General features: G+C 69.4%; 19 protein-coding genes and 2 pseudogenes. 16 read left to right on the top strand and 5 right to left on the bottom strand.

Annotation, left to right across the window (positions count from 1 at the left end; genetic code table 11):
• The first annotated feature begins 105 nt into the window (after positions 1–105).
• The 4 genes from ACPCUW_RS15040 to ACPCUW_RS15025 all read left to right on the top strand — a co-directional run bounded on the left by ACPCUW_RS15040 (position 106) and on the right by ACPCUW_RS15025 (position 4,036).
• Positions 106–855: a LamB/YcsF family protein gene (locus ACPCUW_RS15040; protein ID WP_063015443.1), complete on the top strand. Its 750-nt coding sequence runs from the start codon at positions 106–108 to the stop codon at positions 853–855.
• Positions 852–1,484, top strand: coding sequence for a 5-oxoprolinase subunit B family protein (locus tag ACPCUW_RS15035; protein ID WP_063015444.1), 633 nt, complete (start codon positions 852–854; stop codon positions 1,482–1,484). Before ACPCUW_RS15040 ends, ACPCUW_RS15035 begins: the two co-directional genes overlap by 4 nt.
• Before the next feature lie 17 nt (positions 1,485–1,501).
• Positions 1,502–2,362, top strand: coding sequence for a biotin-dependent carboxyltransferase family protein (locus ACPCUW_RS15030; protein ID WP_063015445.1), 861 nt, complete (start codon positions 1,502–1,504; stop codon positions 2,360–2,362).
• A 129-nt stretch (positions 2,363–2,491) separates the two neighbouring features.
• Positions 2,492–4,036 (top strand): ArnT family glycosyltransferase, encoded by a 1,545-nt coding sequence (locus ACPCUW_RS15025; protein ID WP_423425447.1) that lies wholly within the window; start codon positions 2,492–2,494, stop codon positions 4,034–4,036.
• Positions 4,037–4,051: 15 nt separating this feature from the next.
• Here the strand turns inward: ACPCUW_RS15025 and ACPCUW_RS15020 are convergent.
• The 3 genes and pseudogenes from ACPCUW_RS15020 to ACPCUW_RS15010 form a co-directional block, all read right to left on the bottom strand.
• Positions 4,052–4,345, bottom strand: a pseudogene (locus ACPCUW_RS15020) (hypothetical protein); the annotation flags it as partial.
• A gap of 275 nt (positions 4,346–4,620) precedes the next feature.
• The gene (locus ACPCUW_RS15015) at positions 4,621–4,734 is read right to left on the bottom strand and encodes a hypothetical protein (RefSeq protein WP_423425446.1); all 114 of its coding nucleotides are present in this window, start codon (positions 4,732–4,734) and stop codon (positions 4,621–4,623) included.
• A 37-nt stretch (positions 4,735–4,771) separates the two neighbouring features.
• Positions 4,772–5,188: pseudogene (locus tag ACPCUW_RS15010) on the bottom strand (TetR/AcrR family transcriptional regulator); the annotation flags it as partial.
• Positions 5,189–5,229: 41 nt separating this feature from the next.
• Between ACPCUW_RS15010 and ACPCUW_RS15005 the strand changes: the two are divergent.
• Positions 5,230–5,598 (top strand): arsenate reductase family protein, encoded by a 369-nt coding sequence (locus ACPCUW_RS15005; RefSeq protein WP_030518129.1) that lies wholly within the window; start codon positions 5,230–5,232, stop codon positions 5,596–5,598.
• A 118-nt stretch (positions 5,599–5,716) separates the two neighbouring features.
• On the top strand, positions 5,717–6,097 hold the full coding sequence (locus tag ACPCUW_RS15000) for a nuclear transport factor 2 family protein (RefSeq protein WP_423425444.1): 381 nt from the start codon (positions 5,717–5,719) through the stop codon (positions 6,095–6,097).
• Between the two features lie 10 nt (positions 6,098–6,107).
• On the opposite strand, the gene ACPCUW_RS14995 is transcribed toward ACPCUW_RS15000, so the two are convergent.
• Complete coding sequence (locus ACPCUW_RS14995; RefSeq protein ID WP_423425442.1) at positions 6,108–6,998, bottom strand: DUF4873 domain-containing protein; 891 nt, start codon at positions 6,996–6,998, stop codon at positions 6,108–6,110.
• Positions 6,995–7,894 (bottom strand): AurF N-oxygenase family protein, encoded by a 900-nt coding sequence (locus ACPCUW_RS14990; protein WP_423425441.1) that lies wholly within the window; start codon positions 7,892–7,894, stop codon positions 6,995–6,997. Before ACPCUW_RS14990 ends, ACPCUW_RS14995 begins: the two co-directional genes overlap by 4 nt.
• Before the next feature lie 99 nt (positions 7,895–7,993).
• On the opposite strand from ACPCUW_RS14990, the gene ACPCUW_RS14985 reads away from it, so the two are divergent.
• The 10 genes from ACPCUW_RS14985 to tatA all read left to right on the top strand — a co-directional run bounded on the left by ACPCUW_RS14985 (position 7,994) and on the right by tatA (position 17,580).
• Positions 7,994–8,749: a TetR/AcrR family transcriptional regulator gene (locus ACPCUW_RS14985; RefSeq protein ID WP_245925867.1), complete on the top strand. Its 756-nt coding sequence runs from the start codon at positions 7,994–7,996 to the stop codon at positions 8,747–8,749.
• Between the two features lie 82 nt (positions 8,750–8,831).
• Positions 8,832–10,331, top strand: coding sequence for a depupylase/deamidase Dop (gene dop / locus ACPCUW_RS14980; RefSeq protein ID WP_030518124.1), 1,500 nt, complete (start codon positions 8,832–8,834; stop codon positions 10,329–10,331).
• Positions 10,332–10,513: 182 nt separating this feature from the next.
• Complete coding sequence (locus ACPCUW_RS14975) at positions 10,514–10,708, top strand: ubiquitin-like protein Pup (protein ID WP_030518123.1); 195 nt, start codon at positions 10,514–10,516, stop codon at positions 10,706–10,708.
• A gap of 26 nt (positions 10,709–10,734) precedes the next feature.
• Positions 10,735–11,553, top strand: a complete 819-nt coding sequence (gene prcB / locus ACPCUW_RS14970) for a proteasome subunit beta (RefSeq protein ID WP_063015449.1) — start codon at positions 10,735–10,737, stop codon at positions 11,551–11,553.
• Positions 11,550–12,332, top strand: coding sequence for a proteasome subunit alpha (gene prcA, locus ACPCUW_RS14965; RefSeq protein WP_063015450.1), 783 nt, complete (start codon positions 11,550–11,552; stop codon positions 12,330–12,332). The genes prcB and prcA overlap by 4 nt, the downstream gene beginning before the upstream one ends.
• A 313-nt stretch (positions 12,333–12,645) precedes the next feature.
• The gene (gene pafA / locus ACPCUW_RS14960) at positions 12,646–14,004 is read left to right on the top strand and encodes a Pup--protein ligase (RefSeq protein WP_030518120.1); all 1,359 of its coding nucleotides are present in this window, start codon (positions 12,646–12,648) and stop codon (positions 14,002–14,004) included.
• A gap of 119 nt (positions 14,005–14,123) precedes the next feature.
• Positions 14,124–15,119 (top strand): helix-turn-helix transcriptional regulator, encoded by a 996-nt coding sequence (locus tag ACPCUW_RS14955; protein ID WP_030518119.1) that lies wholly within the window; start codon positions 14,124–14,126, stop codon positions 15,117–15,119.
• Between the two features lie 40 nt (positions 15,120–15,159).
• Positions 15,160–16,164 carry a helix-turn-helix transcriptional regulator gene (locus ACPCUW_RS14950; protein ID WP_423425438.1) on the top strand — a complete coding sequence of 335 codons (1,005 nt, stop codon included), beginning with the start codon at positions 15,160–15,162 and terminating at the stop codon, positions 16,162–16,164.
• Entirely contained in the window at positions 16,161–17,204 is a 1,044-nt protein-coding gene (locus ACPCUW_RS14945) for a 2-dehydropantoate 2-reductase (protein WP_423425436.1), read from the top strand. The genes ACPCUW_RS14950 and ACPCUW_RS14945 overlap by 4 nt, the downstream gene beginning before the upstream one ends.
• A gap of 100 nt (positions 17,205–17,304) precedes the next feature.
• Complete coding sequence (tatA, locus tag ACPCUW_RS14940; protein WP_423425434.1) at positions 17,305–17,580, top strand: Sec-independent protein translocase subunit TatA; 276 nt, start codon at positions 17,305–17,307, stop codon at positions 17,578–17,580.
• The last annotated feature ends 15 nt before the right edge of the window (positions 17,581–17,595 follow it).

The raw sequence follows: 17,595 nt of genomic DNA, 5'->3' as shown, positions 1-17,595 counted from the left end.
CCCGCCAGCCTAGGCGGTGAGTGCGGGAGAATGCGCCCACGGTGGCGGATCGGCGACGGGCGCGGACGATGGTGGTAGGACAACGGCGAGGCGAGGTGATACTCCGTGGTGATCGATCTGAACAGCGATCTCGGGGAGGGGTTCGGTGCGTACACGATGAGCGACGACGCGGCGCTGCTCGACGTCGTGACCAGCGCCAATATCGCCTGCGGCTTCCATGGCGGGGATCCGGTGATCATGCGGCGCACGTGTGATCTCGCGGTCGCGCACGGGGTGCGGATCGGCGCGCACATCTCCTATCGCGACCTGGCCGGATTCGGCCGCCGCGAGATGATGGTGTCCCCGGCCGAGCTGACCGCGGAATCCATCTATCAGATCGGCGCGCTCGACGGCTTCGCCCGGGCGGCCGGTGACCGGGTGCGCTATGTGAAACCCCATGGCGCGCTGTATCACTCGGCGGCATCCGATCCGGCGGCGGCCGAGGCGGTGGTCGCGGCGCTGCTCGCCTTCGAGGAGTTGAGCCTGCTCGGCCCCGCCGATTCCGAACTGGCACGCGCGGCGGAGGCGGCCGGAATCCCGTTCCACGCGGAAGGTTTCGCCGACCGGGCCTATACGCCCGAGGGCAGGCTGGTGCCGCGCGGGCGAGCCGGTGCGGTGCTGGCCGCGGAGGCGGCGCTCGGGCAGGCGGTGTCGATCGCCGTGGACGGGCACGCGCACACGGTGGCCGGTGAGCAGGTGCGGGTCGAGGTGCGCAGCCTCTGCGTCCACGGCGATTCGCCCGATGCCGTCCGGATGGCGCGCTCGATCCGGCAGTCGCTGCTGGACAAGGGCGTCGAACTGCGGAGTTTCACATGAGCGCGGTGACCGTGCGGCCCGCGGGAGACCGCGCGCTGCTGCTCGAACCGGCCGACGCCGCCCAGCTGCCGCTGCTGCTCGACCACCTGCGGCGGGCGCCGATCGACGGCGTGGCCGACCTCCTGCCCGCCGCCCGGACCGTCCTGCTCACACTGTGTCCCGGCATCGACCCCGCGGCGATCGAATCACGCGTGCGCGCACTGGATCTCGCATCGGACGCCGATTCCGACAGTGCGGCCGCGGCGGATGTGGTCACCGTTCCGGTGCGCTACGACGGGCCCGACCTCGCCGATGCCGCCGAACTTCTCGGCATCACACCCGGGCAACTGGTCGAACGGCACACCGATGCCCAGTGGCGGTGCGCGTTCATCGGTTTCGCGCCCGGCTTCGGCTATCTGCACGCGCCCGACGCCGGACTGTCGGTGCCGCGGCGCTCGCAGGCCCGGACCGTCGTTCCGGCGGGGTCGGTCGCCCTGGCGGGTGGATACAGCGCCGTCTATCCGCGCAGTTCGCCGGGCGGCTGGCAGATCATCGGCCGTAGCGACGTGGTCCTGTGGGATGTGGCGCGGCCCGAACCGGCGCTGTTGCGCGCGGGTACCCGGGTCCGGTTCGAGGCGGTGGATCGGTGAGATCCTCGGCGGCGCGGATGCGGGTGCTCGAACCGGGCGCGCTGAGCACCGTGCAGGATCTCGGCCGGCCCGGCTGGTTCCATGCCGGGGTCGGGGTCTCCGGGGCCGTGGACCGGCGGGCGCTGCGGCTGGCGAACCGCCTGGTGGGCAATGCCGAATCGGCGGCGGCCATCGAATGCGTGCTGGGCGGGCTGAGCGTGGAATTCGACGCCCCGGCGGTGGTGAGCATCACCGGAGCGCCGGTGCCGATCAACGTCGGCGTCCGGCCCGAACCTCCGGCTTCGGTGCTGTTCGTCGCGGCCGGGCAGCGGGTGCGGATCGGCATGGCCGAGGCGGGCCTGCGCTGCTATCTGGCGGTGCGCGGCGGGATCGCGGTGGAGCCGGTTCTCGGATCGCGCAGCCGCGACACCATGGCGGGATTGGGTCCGGAACCGTTGCGCCGGGGCGACACCTTGCCGGTCGGCGCCCCGCCGCGCGGCTGGCCGACGGTCGAGATGGCTCCCGTCGCGCCGCTCACCCAGGGGACGCTGCGGGTGCGCGTGGGGCTCGGGCCGCGCGCGGACTGGTTCCACAATCCCGCCGATCTGTTCACCGGCGCCTGGGCGGTCTCCACCGACACCGACCGGATCGGTGTGCGCCTGGACCGCCACGGTGACGCCCCACCGCTGCGGCGGGCGAACGATGCCGAATTGCCCACCGAGGGAATGGCTTTGGGTGCGATTCAAGTGCCACCCGCGGGTCGCCCGGTGGTGCTGCTGGCCGACCGGCCGATCACCGGCGGCTATCCCGTGGTGGGCACCGTGATCGACGCCGATGTCGATCTGCTCGGCCAGGCCCGTCCCGGCCAATTGATCGAATTCCGTTCCTGGCAGCCCTGATCCGCCGTGGGGATGGGTCGGCATACCTCTCGAGGCTGACCGCGGATCGGTCTGCGGGGCGACTCCGCCGCGGCCGGAAACCGATACGTTCGCAGACGTCCCCACGAAATCCGCTACAGGAGTGTGCCGGTGACCGATGTGTGCGAGTCCGACACCGACGCGCGCGGTGCGACCGATTCGGCCGCGATTCCCCCGTTCGCGTGGCCGGTGGTCGCGCCGATCGCCGCCCTCGGCGCGGCGGCGCTGCTGTTCGCGGCTTCGAGGTACGGATATTTCGGCGACGAACTCTACTTCCTCGCCGCCGGTCGCCGGTTGAGCTGGGGTTACGCCGATCAGGGCCCGATGCTGCCGCTGCTGGCCCGGACGATGGACACGCTCGTTCCCGGCTCCTATCCGGCGTTGCGGCTGCCCGCGGTGCTGATCACGGTCGGAGCGGTCGCGTTGTGCGCCATGATCACTCGCGAGTTCGGTGGCGGGCGCACCGCGCAGGCACTGGCCGCCCTCGCCTACGCGTGCTCGCCGTTTCTGCTGCTGCAGGGGTCGATGCTGACCACCAACACCGTCGATACCGCACTGTGGGTGCTGATCACCTGGCTGGTGGTGCGGTGGGTGCGGACCCGCCGCGACGGCCTGCTGCTGATCGCCGGTCTCGTGACGGCGGTGGACCTGCAGGTGAAATGGCTGATTCCCTTCTTCTGGATCGCACTGGCCGTGAGCTGTGCGATCTTCGGTCCCCGCGAGTTGCTGCGCCGGCCGCTGCTGTGGGCAGGTGCCGGAGTCACCGTGCTGTCTGCGGTGCCGCAGGTGATCTGGCAGGTAAGTCACGGCTGGCCGCAACTGGCGATGGGCGCGGAGATCGCATCCGAACAGGCGATCCTCGGCGGCCGGCTGCTGTTCGTGCCGATCTCGCTGATCCTGGCCGGCGTTCTCGGGGTCCCGGTGCTGCTGGGCGGGCTGTGGGCGCTGCTGCGCTGGAAACCGTTGCGGCCGTATCGTTTTCTCGGCGCCACCCTGATTCTGGTCGACCTCGTCTTCCTCGTCACCGGCGGCCGGGTGTACTACCCGGCCGGGATGTACGGGGTGGTGCTCGCGGCGGGCGCCGTCGCGGTGGTGCACTGGATGCGAGCGCGGGCGGCGGTCGGCCGCCGGATCGCCGGTGTCGCGACCGCGGTCGTGACGATTGCGGCGGTGGCCACGATCGTGAGCTCGCTGCCGTGGCGTCAGGCCGCGGCGGTCGAGCCACCCCGAGACGATGTCTCGGCGGCGATAGCGATCGGCACCTACGGGCAATTCGGCTGGCCGGAACTCACCGCGGCGGTCACAACGGCCTATCGCGGGCTCCCACCCGCGCGCCGGGACCGCGCTGTCGTCGTCACCGACACCTACTGGCAGGCGAGCGCCCTCGACCACCTCGGCCGCGCCGAGCTGCCGCCGATCTACAGTCCCAGTCGCGGCTTCGGCTACTTCGGCGCCCCGCCCGACAGTGCCGAGACGGCGTTGATCGTCGGTGGCGAGGAGGCGGACCTGCGCGGCCGGTGCACCTCACTCACCCCGGTCGGCAAGGTCGACACCCGGCTCGGATTTGTCGGCAACACCCGCGATGTCACGATCTTCGACTGCACCGGCCCGACGCAGCCGTGGTCGCGGATGTGGCCGGAGTGGATGCACCTGTGATTTCGGTGCGCCACCTCACTGCGCGTGCGACAGCACCGGTGCTGCGCCGAACCACCGTGTGAGCGCCCGATGCAGACCGTCGGCACTCGCGTCGTCGGCGGCCCATGCGACATACCCGCCGGGGCGCAGCAGCGTCGCCGCCGGCGTGCTCGCGATGTCGGGTCCGGACGCGGTGTCGACGGACCGGTTCGATTCCGTGAGCGTGATTGCGCCGGAAACGATTTCGATACGGTCCCGCCATTCCTCCGCTACGGCGGCCGCTACGCCCGTCCCGTCGATCAGCAGCGGCCGTGCGGTGTGCAGCATAGTCCCCGTCGGGACCGTCGACGGCCGCGATTACCTGGTCGCGGTGGGCTTCGAGATCGCGCAGGCGGTGTCCCCAGCGGACCGCGACACCCAGCTCCTGCGCGCGGGCGACGAGCAGCGCCACCAGCCGCGGTTGCGGAATCGGCAGGGCGTACAACGGGTTGTCCGCGAATTCCGCCAGGTCCAGCGGCAGCCCGCTGAACGAGTAGCGCGGAAGCGGTGGCGGATCGCCGGAGCATCGTCACCTGCGGCGGGGCGGTGCAAGCCGCGCATATCCATCAGCCGCACCACCTGCCCGACGAGGCCATTGGCCTTGGGTTCGGTGCTGGGTGCGGCAGCTCTTCCAGGACGGTCGCCGTGACGCCGCCCAGTGCGAGTTCACAGGCCAGCATCAGTCCGTTCGGTCCGGCACCGGAAATCAGTACCTCTGAAGGCGTCGGTGGTGGTGCGGGTCAGTGCTGCCTGCACCTCGGGGCTGGCGACGAGCTTGCGAACCGCGGCCAGCCGGTCGCGCGGCGGCGGATCGGCATCGAGGCCGTCGACCCGCAACGGTTCCAGCATCGCCTCGGTGATCGCGGCCCACAGCGGCTCACCGGCCGGCCGTGCCCGCAACAGTTCGATCCCTCGGCAAATCCGGTCGATCTGCCGGTACGCCAGTGCCTCGTATTTGTTGGCGAAGTAGTTGGTGAACGTCCGCACCGAGACCCCCGCGCGGGCGGCGATGTCCTCGCGCAGCACCTGGTCCAGGCCGCGTTCGAACATCAGCTCGAGTGCGGCATCGCTGAGCGCGCGCCGCGTATCGAGCTTTTTGCGCTCCCGCAGCCCGAGGGCCGGCTCCGCGGTCATGCACTCAGTCGCGATCAGGCCGGCGCGCTAGGGTTTCGGCTATGACTTCCGGGCACACGCAGATCTGGCACAACCCTCGCTGTTCCAAGAGCCGCGCGGCCAAAGCCGCGCTGGACGAGGCCGGGGTGGACTACATCGAGCGGCAGTATCTCGACGATCCGCCGACCGTGGCGGACCTGCGCGAGGTTCTGGCCCAGCTCGGCCTGGAGCCCTGGGACATCACCCGCACCGGTGAACCGGAGGCCAAAGAACTCGGTATGGCGGGCTGGTCGCGGACGGAGGCCGATCGCGAGCAGTGGATCGAGACGCTGGCGAGCAATCCGAAGCTGATCCAGCGACCGATCGTGGTCACCCCCGACGGCCGGGCCGTCGTCGCGCGCGACGAGCAATCGCTGAAATCGGTGCTGTAATCCCTCCCGCGCCGCGCGGCCGGAGGTCCAGACCGGCTGCGCGGCAACCACTTCGGTGTGGCCCGGCATTACCCGACGGGTAATCGACCGGGCGCGCGCACTGCGACATGCTCGTCCTATGAGCGAAAACGAAACCACCACCACCAGCACCTACGACACCGTCGCCCAGCGCTACATCGACACCTGGAACGAAGCCGACGCCCCGGCCCGGCGCAAACTGCTCGACGAGCTGTACCGGCCGGATGCCACCTACACCGATCCGCTCGCGGCCGTCGAAGGAGTCGCCGCGATCGACGAGATGATCGCCGGCGTCCGGGAACAGTTCGCCGGTATGCGATTCGGTCTCGGACCGGTCGACGGACACCACGACCAGCTGCGATTCACGTGGACGCTGGGCACTCACGGCGCCGAACCGCTGATCGTGGGCTTCGATGTGGTCGTTCTCGACGGTGATCGCATCGCCCGCGTGCACGGATTCCTGGACAGGATCCCGGGCTGACCGCCCGTTCTCAGTGAATGCCGTTGTCCGCCAGGGGAAACGGGGGCCGTCCGATTCCGGCGATCCGCAGATTTCCCCACGGGTCGCGCTCCTGCAGCCGGCCCGGGGCGGGCTCGCCGCCCGGAATCCGCAGCGATACCGCACCGCGCCCCGGATCGGGCAGGCGGTCCGCCTCCGCGGCGCTGAGACGGCCGTACCAGTGGTAGTGGCCGTCGATCGGGTCCGGATGCCCGTTCAGCGCGACCGTCACCGCGAGTTCGGTGCCCGGCGCGTCGAGTACCGCCGGACCGGCGTACTCGTAGGCGGGCGCCCGCTCGGCGGCGACGGTCGTGTCGAAGTGATCGGAATCCGGTCGCGGCAGCCGCCGGCCGGGGCGGGGATCTGCCGCCCAGCGGCGAGCCGACTCGTGCTGCACAGCACGTCGCAGCTGGATGCGGCTACAACCGGCCCGCCGCATCGCCGCGATGCAGCGCGCGGCGTATTCGGCGCGGGCCTGCACCGGATAGTGCGGCCAGTTCGCGCCGGCAGGGGAGTGCGTCCAGAACAGATTGGGCATCTCGTGCATCGTCGTGCCGAGATGGGCCACCGGGCTATCGGCCAGCAGCGTATGCAGGTCGGCGCCGACTCCGGCGATGCGGCGCGGGTCGAGGTCGGCATCGGCGAGGATCACTACCGCGGCCGTGGTCGTGCCGTCGTCGGAACGCAGCCGCCAGAGGTCGTGTGCGCCGTCGAATTCCATGGTGTGCACCGCGGGCGGCGGCCGATCGGCCGTGCGCGAGGCCGAGCCGAGGACGGTGAGATCGCGGATTCCGTTGCGCCGCAGCGTCGCCGCGACGATCGGGGCCGACGGCCGGGCAGCGACGACGGCCACGCCACCCGGGCTGTGCCGGACCGGCCTCATCCGAGCAACCCCCGCCGCCGCCAGAGCCGCTTGCCGATCGGGCCGAGCAGGCCGTTCTCGTCCAGGAATGCGCCGAGGTCGGCGGCTCCGGCCGCGAGCATGCGATGCGCGTGCGGATTGGCCAGCGCGGCCCGCGTGGCCGCCCGCCCGTCCAAGCCGGCCCGAATGTACATGTGCCGGTTGGTGATCAGCCGGACGAACAGCGGTGCGGCCACGGCGACACACAGGCGCACATAGGCGCGTTCCGCCCGCGACGTCGCCGGCACGCGACGTGCGAGTGCGTCGCGGGCGAAGCCGATGTGACGCGCCTCCTCGGTGACGTGGACGCGGAACGTGCGCGCCACCACCGGCTGCAACTGCGGATCGTCGATGGTGCGGCGTTGCAGCGCGTCGAAGATCTCCTCACCGACCAGCGCTCCCACCCACACCATCGGGCCGTGCAGCACCAGCTGCAGCGACGAGATCGCCATTCGGGCAGGAGCTTTGGGCCAATAGGGCCGGGCATCGATGCGGTCGATCAACTTGCCGAACATGGTCATGTGCCGGCATTCGTCGCCCATCTCGGTCAGCGTGTAGTGCGAGCGGTGCGAGGTGGGGTCGCTGTTCATCAACTCCCGCAACAGCAGCCGGTTCAGGATGTTCTCGAACCAGATCCCCACCGAGAGGATGTTCGCGAGCTCCTGCCGCGACAGTTCGCGCCGCTGCTCGAGGGACATCGCGTCCCACAGTGTGGTGCCGTAGAGCGAGATCACCTCCGGCGGCAGGAAGAACTTGTCCGGATCCAGTGGCGCGTCCCAGTCCAGATCGACCACCGGGTCGTAGGACTTGCGGACCGAACCGAGCAGCAGGCGCTGCGCGAAGGTATCCCGCGGGAGCAGGGTGGCGTCGTTGCCCATGACTGCGCTCCAAACGAATCGAATTACCGAGACAGGCTGTAACACCAAGGTTAGTGAGACGGCATGTATCGGTCAATACCGCATGAGTATCGTTGACATGTGAGTGAAACCGGTGGACAGCGGCCCCCGCGGCGTGCGGAACGGTCCGCCGCGACCGGTGTGGACGGTCGCAGTACCCGCTGGAACGGGCACAAACAGCGACGGCGTGCCGAGGTGATCGAGGCCGCGGTCGCGGTGATCGAGGAGAACGGCGCCGAGGTGTCGGTCCAGCAGATCGCCGACCGGCTGGGCCTGCCGCGTCCGGTCGTGTACCGCCACTTCGACGGGCGGACCGATCTGGACGAGCAGATTCGCGGCCGGATCCTGGAATCGCTACTCGAACAACTGCTTCCGACACTGCGGGCGGACGGCACGGTCAAGGACGCGGTGCGCGGGGCGGTCGGCACCTACGTCGGATGGGTGGCATCGCATCCGCAGCTGCACCGGTTCCTCGCGGCGAGTGCCCCGCAAGGAGATTCGTCGCTCGCGCTGGCCGGGGCCCGCGACCGCATCGGCGCCCGGCTCGCGGATCTGTTCGCCACCGCCGCCGCGCGCGTCGGGATCGATCCCGTGCGGGCCCGGCCGATGGCCTTCGGCATCGTCGGCTTCGTCGACGGCGTGGTCAACAGCTGGCGCGCAGACACCGCTTCGGCGCTGGGATCGGAGCAGATCGAGGCGATCGTGACCGAATCGGTGCTCGGTCTGCTGGAGAGCAATGCACGCAGTCTGGGGGTTCCGCTGGATCGCGACGCCACCGTCGCCGACCTGGTCGCCCGGTCCGATGCCGCGGCCTCGGACCCGCTGGCGGTCAACTGATTTCGGGGCGCGCAGCGCTGCGGTGACGGGCCACCGCACCCGGGCGGCCCCGGGGATCCCGCGCGTCGCCTAGGCTCGACCCATGCAGCGCATCATCGGAATCGAGGTCGAGTACGGCATCTCGACACCGACGGAACCCTCGGCGAACCCGATTCTCACGTCCACCCAGGCGGTGCTGGCCTACGCGGCGGCCGAGGGCGTACCCCGGGCCAAGCGCACGCGCTGGGACTACGAGGTGGAATCGCCGCTGCGCGATGCCCGCGGCTTCGACCTGGGCCGGCTCAACGGGCCGGCGCCGGTGATCGACGCCGACGAGGTCGGCGCGGCGAACATGATCCTCACCAACGGCGCCCGCCTCTACGTCGACCACGCCCACCCCGAATATTCGGCTCCCGAGGTCGTGGATCCGCTGGACGCGGTGATCTGGGACAAGGCCGGTGAGCGGGTCATGGAGGCCGCCGCCCGCTATGCCTCCAGCGTGCCGGGTGCGCCGCGCATGCAGCTGTACAAGAACAACGTCGACGGTAAGGGCGCCTCCTACGGCACCCACGAGAACTATCTGATGAACCGCGATACGCCGTTCAATCAGATCATCGTCGGCCTGACGCCCTTCTTCGTCTCCCGGCAGGTCGTCACCGGCTCGGGGCGGGTCGGCATCGGGCAGTCCGGCGACCATGCCGGATTCCAGCTGTCGCAGCGTTCGGACTACATCGAGGTCGAGGTGGGCCTGGAGACCACCCTCAAGCGCGGCATCATCAACACCCGCGACGAACCGCACGCCGACGCCGACAAGTACCGCCGCCTGCACGTGATCATCGGCGACGCCAACCTGGCCGAATGGTCGACCTACCTCAAGGTCGGCACCACCGCGCTGGTGCTGGATCTGATCGAGGCCGGCGAGGATCTGTCGGATCTGCAACTGGCCCGTCCGGTCACCGCCGTGCACACCATCAGCCACGACCCGAGCCTGCGCGCCACGGTCGCGCTGGTGGACGGCCGCGAACTGACCGGCCTTGCGCTGCAACGGATCTACCTCGACCGGGTGGAGAAGTTCCACGACCGCGAGGGCACCGACGACGCGCGCGTCACCGATGTGCTGGAGAAGTGGGCGCACGTGCTCGACCTGCTCGAACGAGACCCCATGGACTGCGCGCACCTGCTCGACTGGCCGGCCAAGCTGCGCCTGCTCGAGGGTATGCGCAGCCGCGAGGGCCTGGGCTGGGCGGCGCCGAAGCTGCATCTGATGGATCTGCAGTACTCCGATGTGCGCCTGGACAAGGGCCTCTACAACCGCCTGGTGGCGCGCGGTTCGATGGAGCGGCTGGTCTCCGAACAGCAGGTCACCGACGCGATGACCAACCCGCCGACCGACACCCGCGCCTACTTCCGGGGCGAATGCCTGCGCCGCTTCGGCGCCGATATCGCCGCGGCGAGCTGGGATTCGGTGATCTTCGACCTGGGCGGCGACTCGCTGGTCCGCATTCCCACCCTGGAGCCGCGCCGCGGGACGAAATCCCACGTCGGCAAGTTGCTCGAGGGCGCCGGTACGGCCGCCGAACTGGTCAAGCAGCTCACTTCCTGACCGTGCGGCCGGGCCGCCGGCGGTGCGTTCGTGCCGGGGTGGCACGGCGTGCTGTGACGTTGCGGCGGGGGCACATTGCGATGTAATCCGGCATGTTGTCACCGTCGCTGGGTAGTGTTGAGGGACGAGCATCGGAGGTTTCCGATGCTCGCCGATGATCAGTACAGAGGAGGTCGGCTGCTATGGCACAAGAGCAGACCAAGCGCGCCGGTGGTGGCGACGAGGACGACGACGCGGCCGGTGTCGAGGCCGCGGGACAGGAGCGCCGCGAAAAGCTGGCCGAGGAGACCGACGACCTGCTCGACGAGATCGACGACGTGCTCGAGGAGAACGCGGAGGACTTCGTGCGTGCCTACGTCCAGAAAGGCGGCCAGTGACATCAGGTGACCCCTTGCGGCTCCACATGGGGTACGCCCTCTCGTCATTCTCCGAATATCTGCGGGAAAACGCGCCGGAACTGTTGCCGGGCAACGGTTTCGGGCGCGCGTCCGGGGGCAACGGCTCGGCCGGGGACCTGGCGCCGCACGGCACCACCATCGTCGCGGTGACCTACCGCGGCGGTGTGCTGATCGCCGGCGACCGCCGGGCCACCCAGGGCAACCTGCTGGCCAGCCGCGATATGGAGAAGGTGTACATCACCGACACCTTCTCCGCGGCCGGTATCGCCGGTACCGCGGGCGTGGCGGTCGAGATGATCCGCCTGTTCGCGGTGGAGCTGGAGTACTACGAGAAGATCGAGGGCGTGCCGCTGACCTTCGACGGTAAGGCCAACAAGCTGTCGAAGATGGTCCGCGACAATCTGCCCGCGGCACTGCAGGGCCTGGCGGTGGTGCCGATTCTGGTCGGTTACGACCTCGAGGCCACCGATCCGGCGCGGGCCGGCCGTATCGTGTCCTACGACGTGGTCGGCGGCCGCAGCGAAGAGCGCTTCGGCTACACCGCCACCGGCTCGGGCTCGATGTTCGCCAAGTCGTCGTTGAAGAAGACCTACAGCCGCGATATGGACGAGGACCGCGCCCTGCGCATCGCCGTCGAATCGCTGCTGGACGCCTCCGACGACGACACCGCCACCGGCGGCCCGGATCTGCAGCGCGGCATCTTCCCGACGGCGATCGTCATCAATGCCGAAGGGGCGCTGGAGGTTTCGGACGAGCGGCTCGAGCAGATCGCGCGCTCGATCGTCGACGAGCGGGTGGCCGAGGAAGGGAGTGCGCGTCCATGACACTGCCGTACTACGCGTCGGCCGAACAGATCATGCGCGACAAGACCGAACTTGCGCGCAAAGGCATCGCCCGGGGACGCAGTGTCGTGGTGCTGGTGTACGACAAGGGTGTGCTGTTCGTCGCCGAGAACCCCTCGGCGACGCTGCACAAGGTGAGTGAACTCTACGACCGCATCGGATTCGCCGCGGTCGGCAAGTACAACGAGTTCGAAAGTCTGCGTCGTGGTGGGATCCTGCAGGCCGACCTGCGTGGATACCAGTACGACCGGCGAGATGTGACCGGGCGGGCGTTGGCGAACATGTACGCCTCCACCCTCGGCACGATCTTCACCGACCAGCTCAAGCCCTACGAGGTCGAGATCTGCATCGGTGAGGTCGGCTATCCGGAGCAGGAGTCGAATTCGGTCCTGTACCGGATCAACTTCGACGGCTCCATCGTCGACGAGCGCGACTTCGTGGTGATGGGCGGCAATACCGACCCGATCAGCACCGCGCTCAAGGACACCTTCCAGCCGGGCCTGGAATTGCGGGCCGCGATCCGCACCGCCGTGGACGCCCTGCAGAAGGGTTCGCCGGACAACAGCGACAAGGACAAGCGCGGTATCGCGGTGTCCTCGCTGGAGGTGGCGACCCTGGAGCAGGCCCGCCCGCGCCGGGCCTTCCGCCGCATTCCGCACGCCATGCTGGAGACGCTGCTGTCCGTCGACGGCGCGGCGAGTGCGGACGAGGAGAACGCCGAACCGGAGACACCCTCCGCCGGCGACCCCTCCAACCCGTAAGCACTGGTAGCGGCTTCGAACGCGACGCCCGGCCCGGTCCTCCACGCGGAGGACCGGGCCGGGCGTCGTCGTGCTCCGGTAGCGGGACACCGTCGCGAACATATGCTCCGACCTGCGGATTTGTGGCTGCCGCGAGGTCGGTCGCCCACTGTGGACGCACAGCAGGGGTCCCGGACGACGAGGTCCAGAGGCCACCAACGCGGTGCGACCGGCGCCGGCGCCGTCGGACCCCGCCCATATTGTTGTGAACCCGTATGCAACCGCTCGCTCGCACAGCCACTTTCGCCGTTCGCTTTGCCGTAATGTCGATGGTGTGCAGCGACGAATTATGGGGATCGAGACCGAGTTCGGGGTGACGTGCACGTTCCACGGTCACCGTCGGTTGAGTCCTGACGAGGTGGCCCGGTATCTGTTCCGCCGGGTGGTGTCCTGGGGCCGTAGTTCGAACGTATTTCTCCGCAACGGAGCGCGGCTCTATCTCGATGTCGGTTCCCATCCGGAGTATGCGACGGCCGAATGTGACTCGCTGGTTCAGCTGGTCACCCACGATCGCGCGGGTGAGCGGGTGCTCGAGGAGTTGCTGATCGATGCCGAGCAGCGCTTGGCGGAGGAGGGGATCGGCGGTGACATCTATCTGTTCAAGAACAACACCGATTCGGCGGGCAACTCCTACGGCTGCCACGAGAACTTCCTCGTGGTGCGGGCCGGCGAGTTCTCCCGGATCTCGGATGTGCTGTTGCCGTTCCTGGTGACCAGGCAGCTGATCTGCGGTGCCGGAAAGATCCTGCAGACGCCGAAGGCGGCCACGTTCTGCCTGTCGCAGCGGGCCGAGCACATCTGGGAGGGGGTGTCGTCGGCGACCACGCGGTCGCGGCCGATCATCAACACTCGTGACGAGCCGCATGCCGACGCGGAGAAGTACCGCCGTCTGCATGTGATCGTCGGCGACTCGAATATGGCCGAACCCACCACCATGCTGAAGGTGGGCACCGCGGCGCTGGTGCTGGAGATGATCGAGGCCGGGGTGTCGTTCCGCGATTTCGCGCTCGACAATCCGATCCGCGCGATCCGCGAGGTCAGCCACGATCTGACCGGCCGGCGGCCGGTGCGACTGGCGGGTGGCCGCCAGGCCAGCGCGCTCGACATCCAGCGTGAGTACTACGCCCGCGCGGTCGAGCATCTGCGCAATCGCGAGCGCGATCCGCAGGTGGACGCCGTGGTGGACCTGTGGGGCCGCACGCTCGACGCGGTCGAGGCGCAGGATTTCGCGAAGGTCGACACCGAGATCGACTGGGTGATCAAGCGCAAGCTGTTCCAGCGCTACCAGGACCGGTACTCGATGGAGCTGTCGGATCCGAAGATCGCCCAGCTGGATCTGGCCTATCACGACATCAAGCGCGGTCGCGGGGTGTTCGATCTGCTGCAGCGCAAGGGTCTGGTCAAGCGGGTCACCGAGGACGAGGCGGTCGATGCGGCGGTGACGACTCCGCCGCAGACGACGCGGGCCAAACTGCGCGGTGATTTCATCACCGCCGCGCAGGAGGCGGGCCGCGATTTCACCGTCGACTGGGTGCATCTGAAGCTGAACGATCAGGCGCAGCGCACGGTCTTGTGCAAGGACCCGTTCCGGTCCGTGGACGAGCGTGTGGATCGGTTGATCGCCTCGATGTGAGGTTGTCGGCCCCGCGGTGGTCCGCGGGGCCGGTCGATCCGGATTCCGGCAGCGATATCCCGGCGCGGATCGGTGCGGTGGTGCACCGTCGTTCCGGGAGTCCGATTACTCTGTGTCGGGTGGCGATTTCCAAGGTCGAGCGGCTGATGAATCTGGTGATCGCGCTGCTGTCGACCCGGCAGTTCCTGACCGCGGAACGCATTCGCGACAGCGTCGCCGGCTACGAGGAGTCGGCCAGCGACGAAGCGTTCAGCCGGATGTTCGAGCGCGACAAGAACGAACTGCGGGATCTGGGGATCCCGCTGGAGGTCGGCCCGGTGGGCCGATTCTCCGGGCAGGAGGGGTATCGCATCAATCGCGATGCCTACGAACTGCCCGATATCGACCTGACCAGCGCGGAAGCGGCGGCGGTCGCGGTGGCGGTGCAGTTGTGGGAGTCCCCGGAGCTGGCCAGCGCCGCGGAGAGCGCGGTGCTCAAGTTGCGGGCCGCCGGCGTGCACGTCGACGCGGACGCGGCCTCGGCGTCGGTGCCCGCGGTACCGGCGCGCACGCGCGGGTCGGAGGCCGCGCTGGGCAAACTGCTGGCGGCCATCGATGCGGGGCGTGCGGTGCGATTCGAGCATCGGGTCACCCACAACGCGCCCTACACCACGCGCGATGTGGAGCCCTGGGGTGTGGTGACCCGGCACGGGCGCTGGTATCTGGTCGGCCACGACCGCGACCGGGATGCGGTGCGGACCTTCCGGCTGTCGCGGATCGGGGCCGACGTGGAGGTGTACGGGCCCGAGAACGCCGTGCACAAACCGGCGGATGTGGATCTGCGCCGGATCGTGGCGCAGGTGACGGGTGCGGCGCCGGTGAGCGGATCGGCGACCGTGTGGGTGGCGCAGGGCCGCGGCCAGGAGATCCGCCGGCTGGGCGTGGTGATCGCCGAGGAGACGGTCGCCGGTCGCCCGGGTTCGGTGGTGGAGGTGCCGGTGCGGTCGCGGGACTGGCTGGCGCGGCTGATCACCGGTCTCGGCCCGGATGCGCTGGTACTGGCCCCGGAGGATCTGCGGGCCGATGTGATCGCGCGGCTGCGGTCGGTACTGGAACGGACGGAGGTGTCGGCATGAGACGCGCGAGCGTCGCGACGGCCCGGGCGGGGGTGCGGCGATGAGCAGCCGATTGTCGACGCGGCTGTCCCGGCTGCTGAATATGGTTCCGTACTTCCTCGCGAATCCGGGGATCAGTGCGCCCGAGGCGGCCGCGGAACTCGGTGTCAGCACCAAACAGCTGATGAGCGACCTCAATCAGCTCTGGATGTGCGGACTGCCCGGCTACGGTCCCGGTGATCTGATCGATCTGTCGTTCTCCGAGGAGAGCATCGAGGTCACCTTTTCCGCCGGTATCGAGCGGCCGCTGCGGCTGACCTCGATCGAGGCGACGGCGCTGCTGGTGGCTCTGCGGTCGATCGCGGATCTGCCGGGCATGGTCGATCCCACGGCCGCCCGGTCGGCCACCGCCAAGATCGAATCCGCCATTTCCGGCGAGGCGGGGCATCGCAGCGAACCCGACACCGCCGAACCGGCCGAGGCGCCGGCGGTGACCACCGTGCGGTCCGCGCTGGCCGACGGGCGTGCGCTGCGGCTGGTGTACTACTCGGCGAGCCGGGATGTGGTGTCCGAACGCGTCGTCGATCCGATCCGAATCGTGCTGGTGGACAACAACTCCTACCTGCAGGCGTGGTGCCGGCAGGCCGAGGGGGTGCGGCTGTTTCGGTTCGACCGGATCGAGGAGGCCACCGAACTCGAGGAGCCGGCGAACCCGCCCAGCCACGCCACCGAGGAGTCCGCGGGTCTCGACCTGTTCTCCGACGATCCGGCAGTTGCGTTGGCGCGCTTGCGGATTCGTGCCGACTACGGGTGGGTGCTGGACCAGTATCCGATGCATCCGGTGGTGGTGCACCCCGACGGCAGCGTCGAGGCCACCATGCGGTTCGCCACGCTGGGCTGGATCGCGCGACTGCTGCTCGGCTTCGGCTCGGGTGTCACCGTGCTGGGACCGCCCGAGCTGGTGAGCGCGGTGCGGGAACGTTCGGCCGCGGCGCTGGCCGCCTACGACCACGTCGGCGATCTCGGATACGACCGGAACATGGTCGAGGAGGTCGGGCCCGCGTGACGTTCCGGGTGACGGTGCTCGGCGCCGGAAGCATCGGTCTGTTCGTCGGTGGCAAGCTCGCCGCCGCCGGTGCCGAGGTGAGTTTCGTCGGCCGCCCGCGGCTGCTGGACGAGATCGGCGCCCACGGATTGCGGCTGACCGATCTGGACGGCGGCGACGACCGCGTCGCGGCGAGCGGTTTCCGCACCGAGACCGAACCGGACAGCGCGGCCACCGCCGATCTGGTGCTGGTCACGGTGAAATCAGCGCAGACCGCCCAGGCGGCGGCACAGCTGCGCGATCGGGTGCGCGCGGACACCGTGGTGATCAGCCTGCAGAACGGCATCGGCAACGATGCGGCGATCCGGGAGGTGCTGCCCGCGGCGGTGGTCTCGGCGGGCATGGTGATGTTCAACGTCGTCCACAGCGGCCCCGGCCATTTCCATCGCGGGACCGACGGCACCGTGGCGGTGTCCGACGATCCGGCGCTGTCGCGATTCGCGCCGCTGTTCGAGCGGGCCGGACTGCCTCTGGACCGCCATTCCGATCTGCGCCCGGTGCAATGGGCCAAACTGTTGCTCAACCTCAACAACGCGATCAACGCGCTGTCGGGCCGCCCGCTGCGCGAGGAACTGGCCACCCGCGACTACCGGCGCTGCCTGGCGCTGGCCCAGAACGAGGCACTCGCGGTGATGCGGCGGGCCCGGATCCGTCCCGCGCGGCTGACCGTCCTGCCGCCGCGCGTGATGGCCCGCATGCTGACCGTTCCCGATGCCGTCTTCGAGCGGGTGGCCGGACGGGTGCTCGCGGTGGACCCGCTGGCGCGCTCGTCGATGGCCGACGATCTGGCCCTGGGCCGGCGCACCGAAATAGATTGGCTCTGTGGGGAGATCGTCGAGCTGGGCCGGATGGTGGCCGTGCCTACCCCGGTGAACGCGCGGCTGGTCGCCTTGATCCGGACCGCCGAGAGCGGCGACGAACGACGGTGGACCGGCCCGGACCTGCTCGCGGAGCTGCGCGGGGCCGCGACCGCGGCGGCACCGGGAACGGTGTCGCGCTGAACCCGAGCCGGCATCCGGCCGTTCCATGGGTGACGACGCGCGCAGTCGTCGGATCGGGGTCCGGTAGCATCGGACATACCACAGTCTTGGGAGGTTTTCGATGGGTTCATTGAGCCCGACGCACTGGCTCATCATTGCGTTGGTGATCCTGCTGCTGTTCGGCGCCAAGCGGCTGCCCGACGCTGCCCGGGGTCTCGGACGTTCCTTGCGCATCTTCAAGAGCGAGATGAGCGAGATGCATTCCGAGGGCTCGGCGAACACGGGGTCGGCGAACGCGTCCGGCACCGCGCAGCAGTCGGCGCCCGCGGCCGAACTGCCGCCTGCCCAGCCGGTGAATCCGGCCCCGCAGGCCGACAAGGATCGTCACACGGCCTGATCCGGTCCGTCTCGA

The organism is Nocardia sp. AB354 (assembly GCF_049538315.1).
GTDB lineage: Bacteria > Actinomycetota > Actinomycetes > Mycobacteriales > Mycobacteriaceae > Nocardia > Nocardia nova.
Note: the sequence above shows the minus strand (reverse complement) of the source record. Positions and strands in the feature narration are given on the sequence as shown.

Coding starts and splice junctions, on each gene's coding strand:
- ACPCUW_RS15035 (WP_063015444.1), top strand. CDS start 852: ATGAGCGCGGTGACCGTGCGGCCCGCGGGAGACCGCGCGCTGCTGCTC.
- ACPCUW_RS15030 (WP_063015445.1), top strand. CDS start 1,502: ATGCGGGTGCTCGAACCGGGCGCGCTGAGCACCGTGCAGGATCTCGGC.
- ACPCUW_RS15015 (WP_423425446.1), bottom strand. CDS start 4,734: ATGCTGGCCTGTGAACTCGCACTGGGCGGCGTCACGGCGACCGTCCTG.
- ACPCUW_RS15005 (WP_030518129.1), top strand. CDS start 5,230: ATGACTTCCGGGCACACGCAGATCTGGCACAACCCTCGCTGTTCCAAG.
- ACPCUW_RS15000 (WP_423425444.1), top strand. CDS start 5,717: ATGAGCGAAAACGAAACCACCACCACCAGCACCTACGACACCGTCGCC.
- ACPCUW_RS14995 (WP_423425442.1), bottom strand. CDS start 6,998: ATGAGGCCGGTCCGGCACAGCCCGGGTGGCGTGGCCGTCGTCGCTGCC.
- ACPCUW_RS14990 (WP_423425441.1), bottom strand. CDS start 7,894: ATGGGCAACGACGCCACCCTGCTCCCGCGGGATACCTTCGCGCAGCGC.
- dop (WP_030518124.1), top strand. CDS start 8,832: ATGCAGCGCATCATCGGAATCGAGGTCGAGTACGGCATCTCGACACCG.
- ACPCUW_RS14975 (WP_030518123.1), top strand. CDS start 10,514: ATGGCACAAGAGCAGACCAAGCGCGCCGGTGGTGGCGACGAGGACGAC.
- prcB (WP_063015449.1), top strand. CDS start 10,735: ATGGGGTACGCCCTCTCGTCATTCTCCGAATATCTGCGGGAAAACGCG.
- prcA (WP_063015450.1), top strand. CDS start 11,550: ATGACACTGCCGTACTACGCGTCGGCCGAACAGATCATGCGCGACAAG.
- ACPCUW_RS14950 (WP_423425438.1), top strand. CDS start 15,160: ATGAGCAGCCGATTGTCGACGCGGCTGTCCCGGCTGCTGAATATGGTT.
- tatA (WP_423425434.1), top strand. CDS start 17,305: ATGGGTTCATTGAGCCCGACGCACTGGCTCATCATTGCGTTGGTGATC.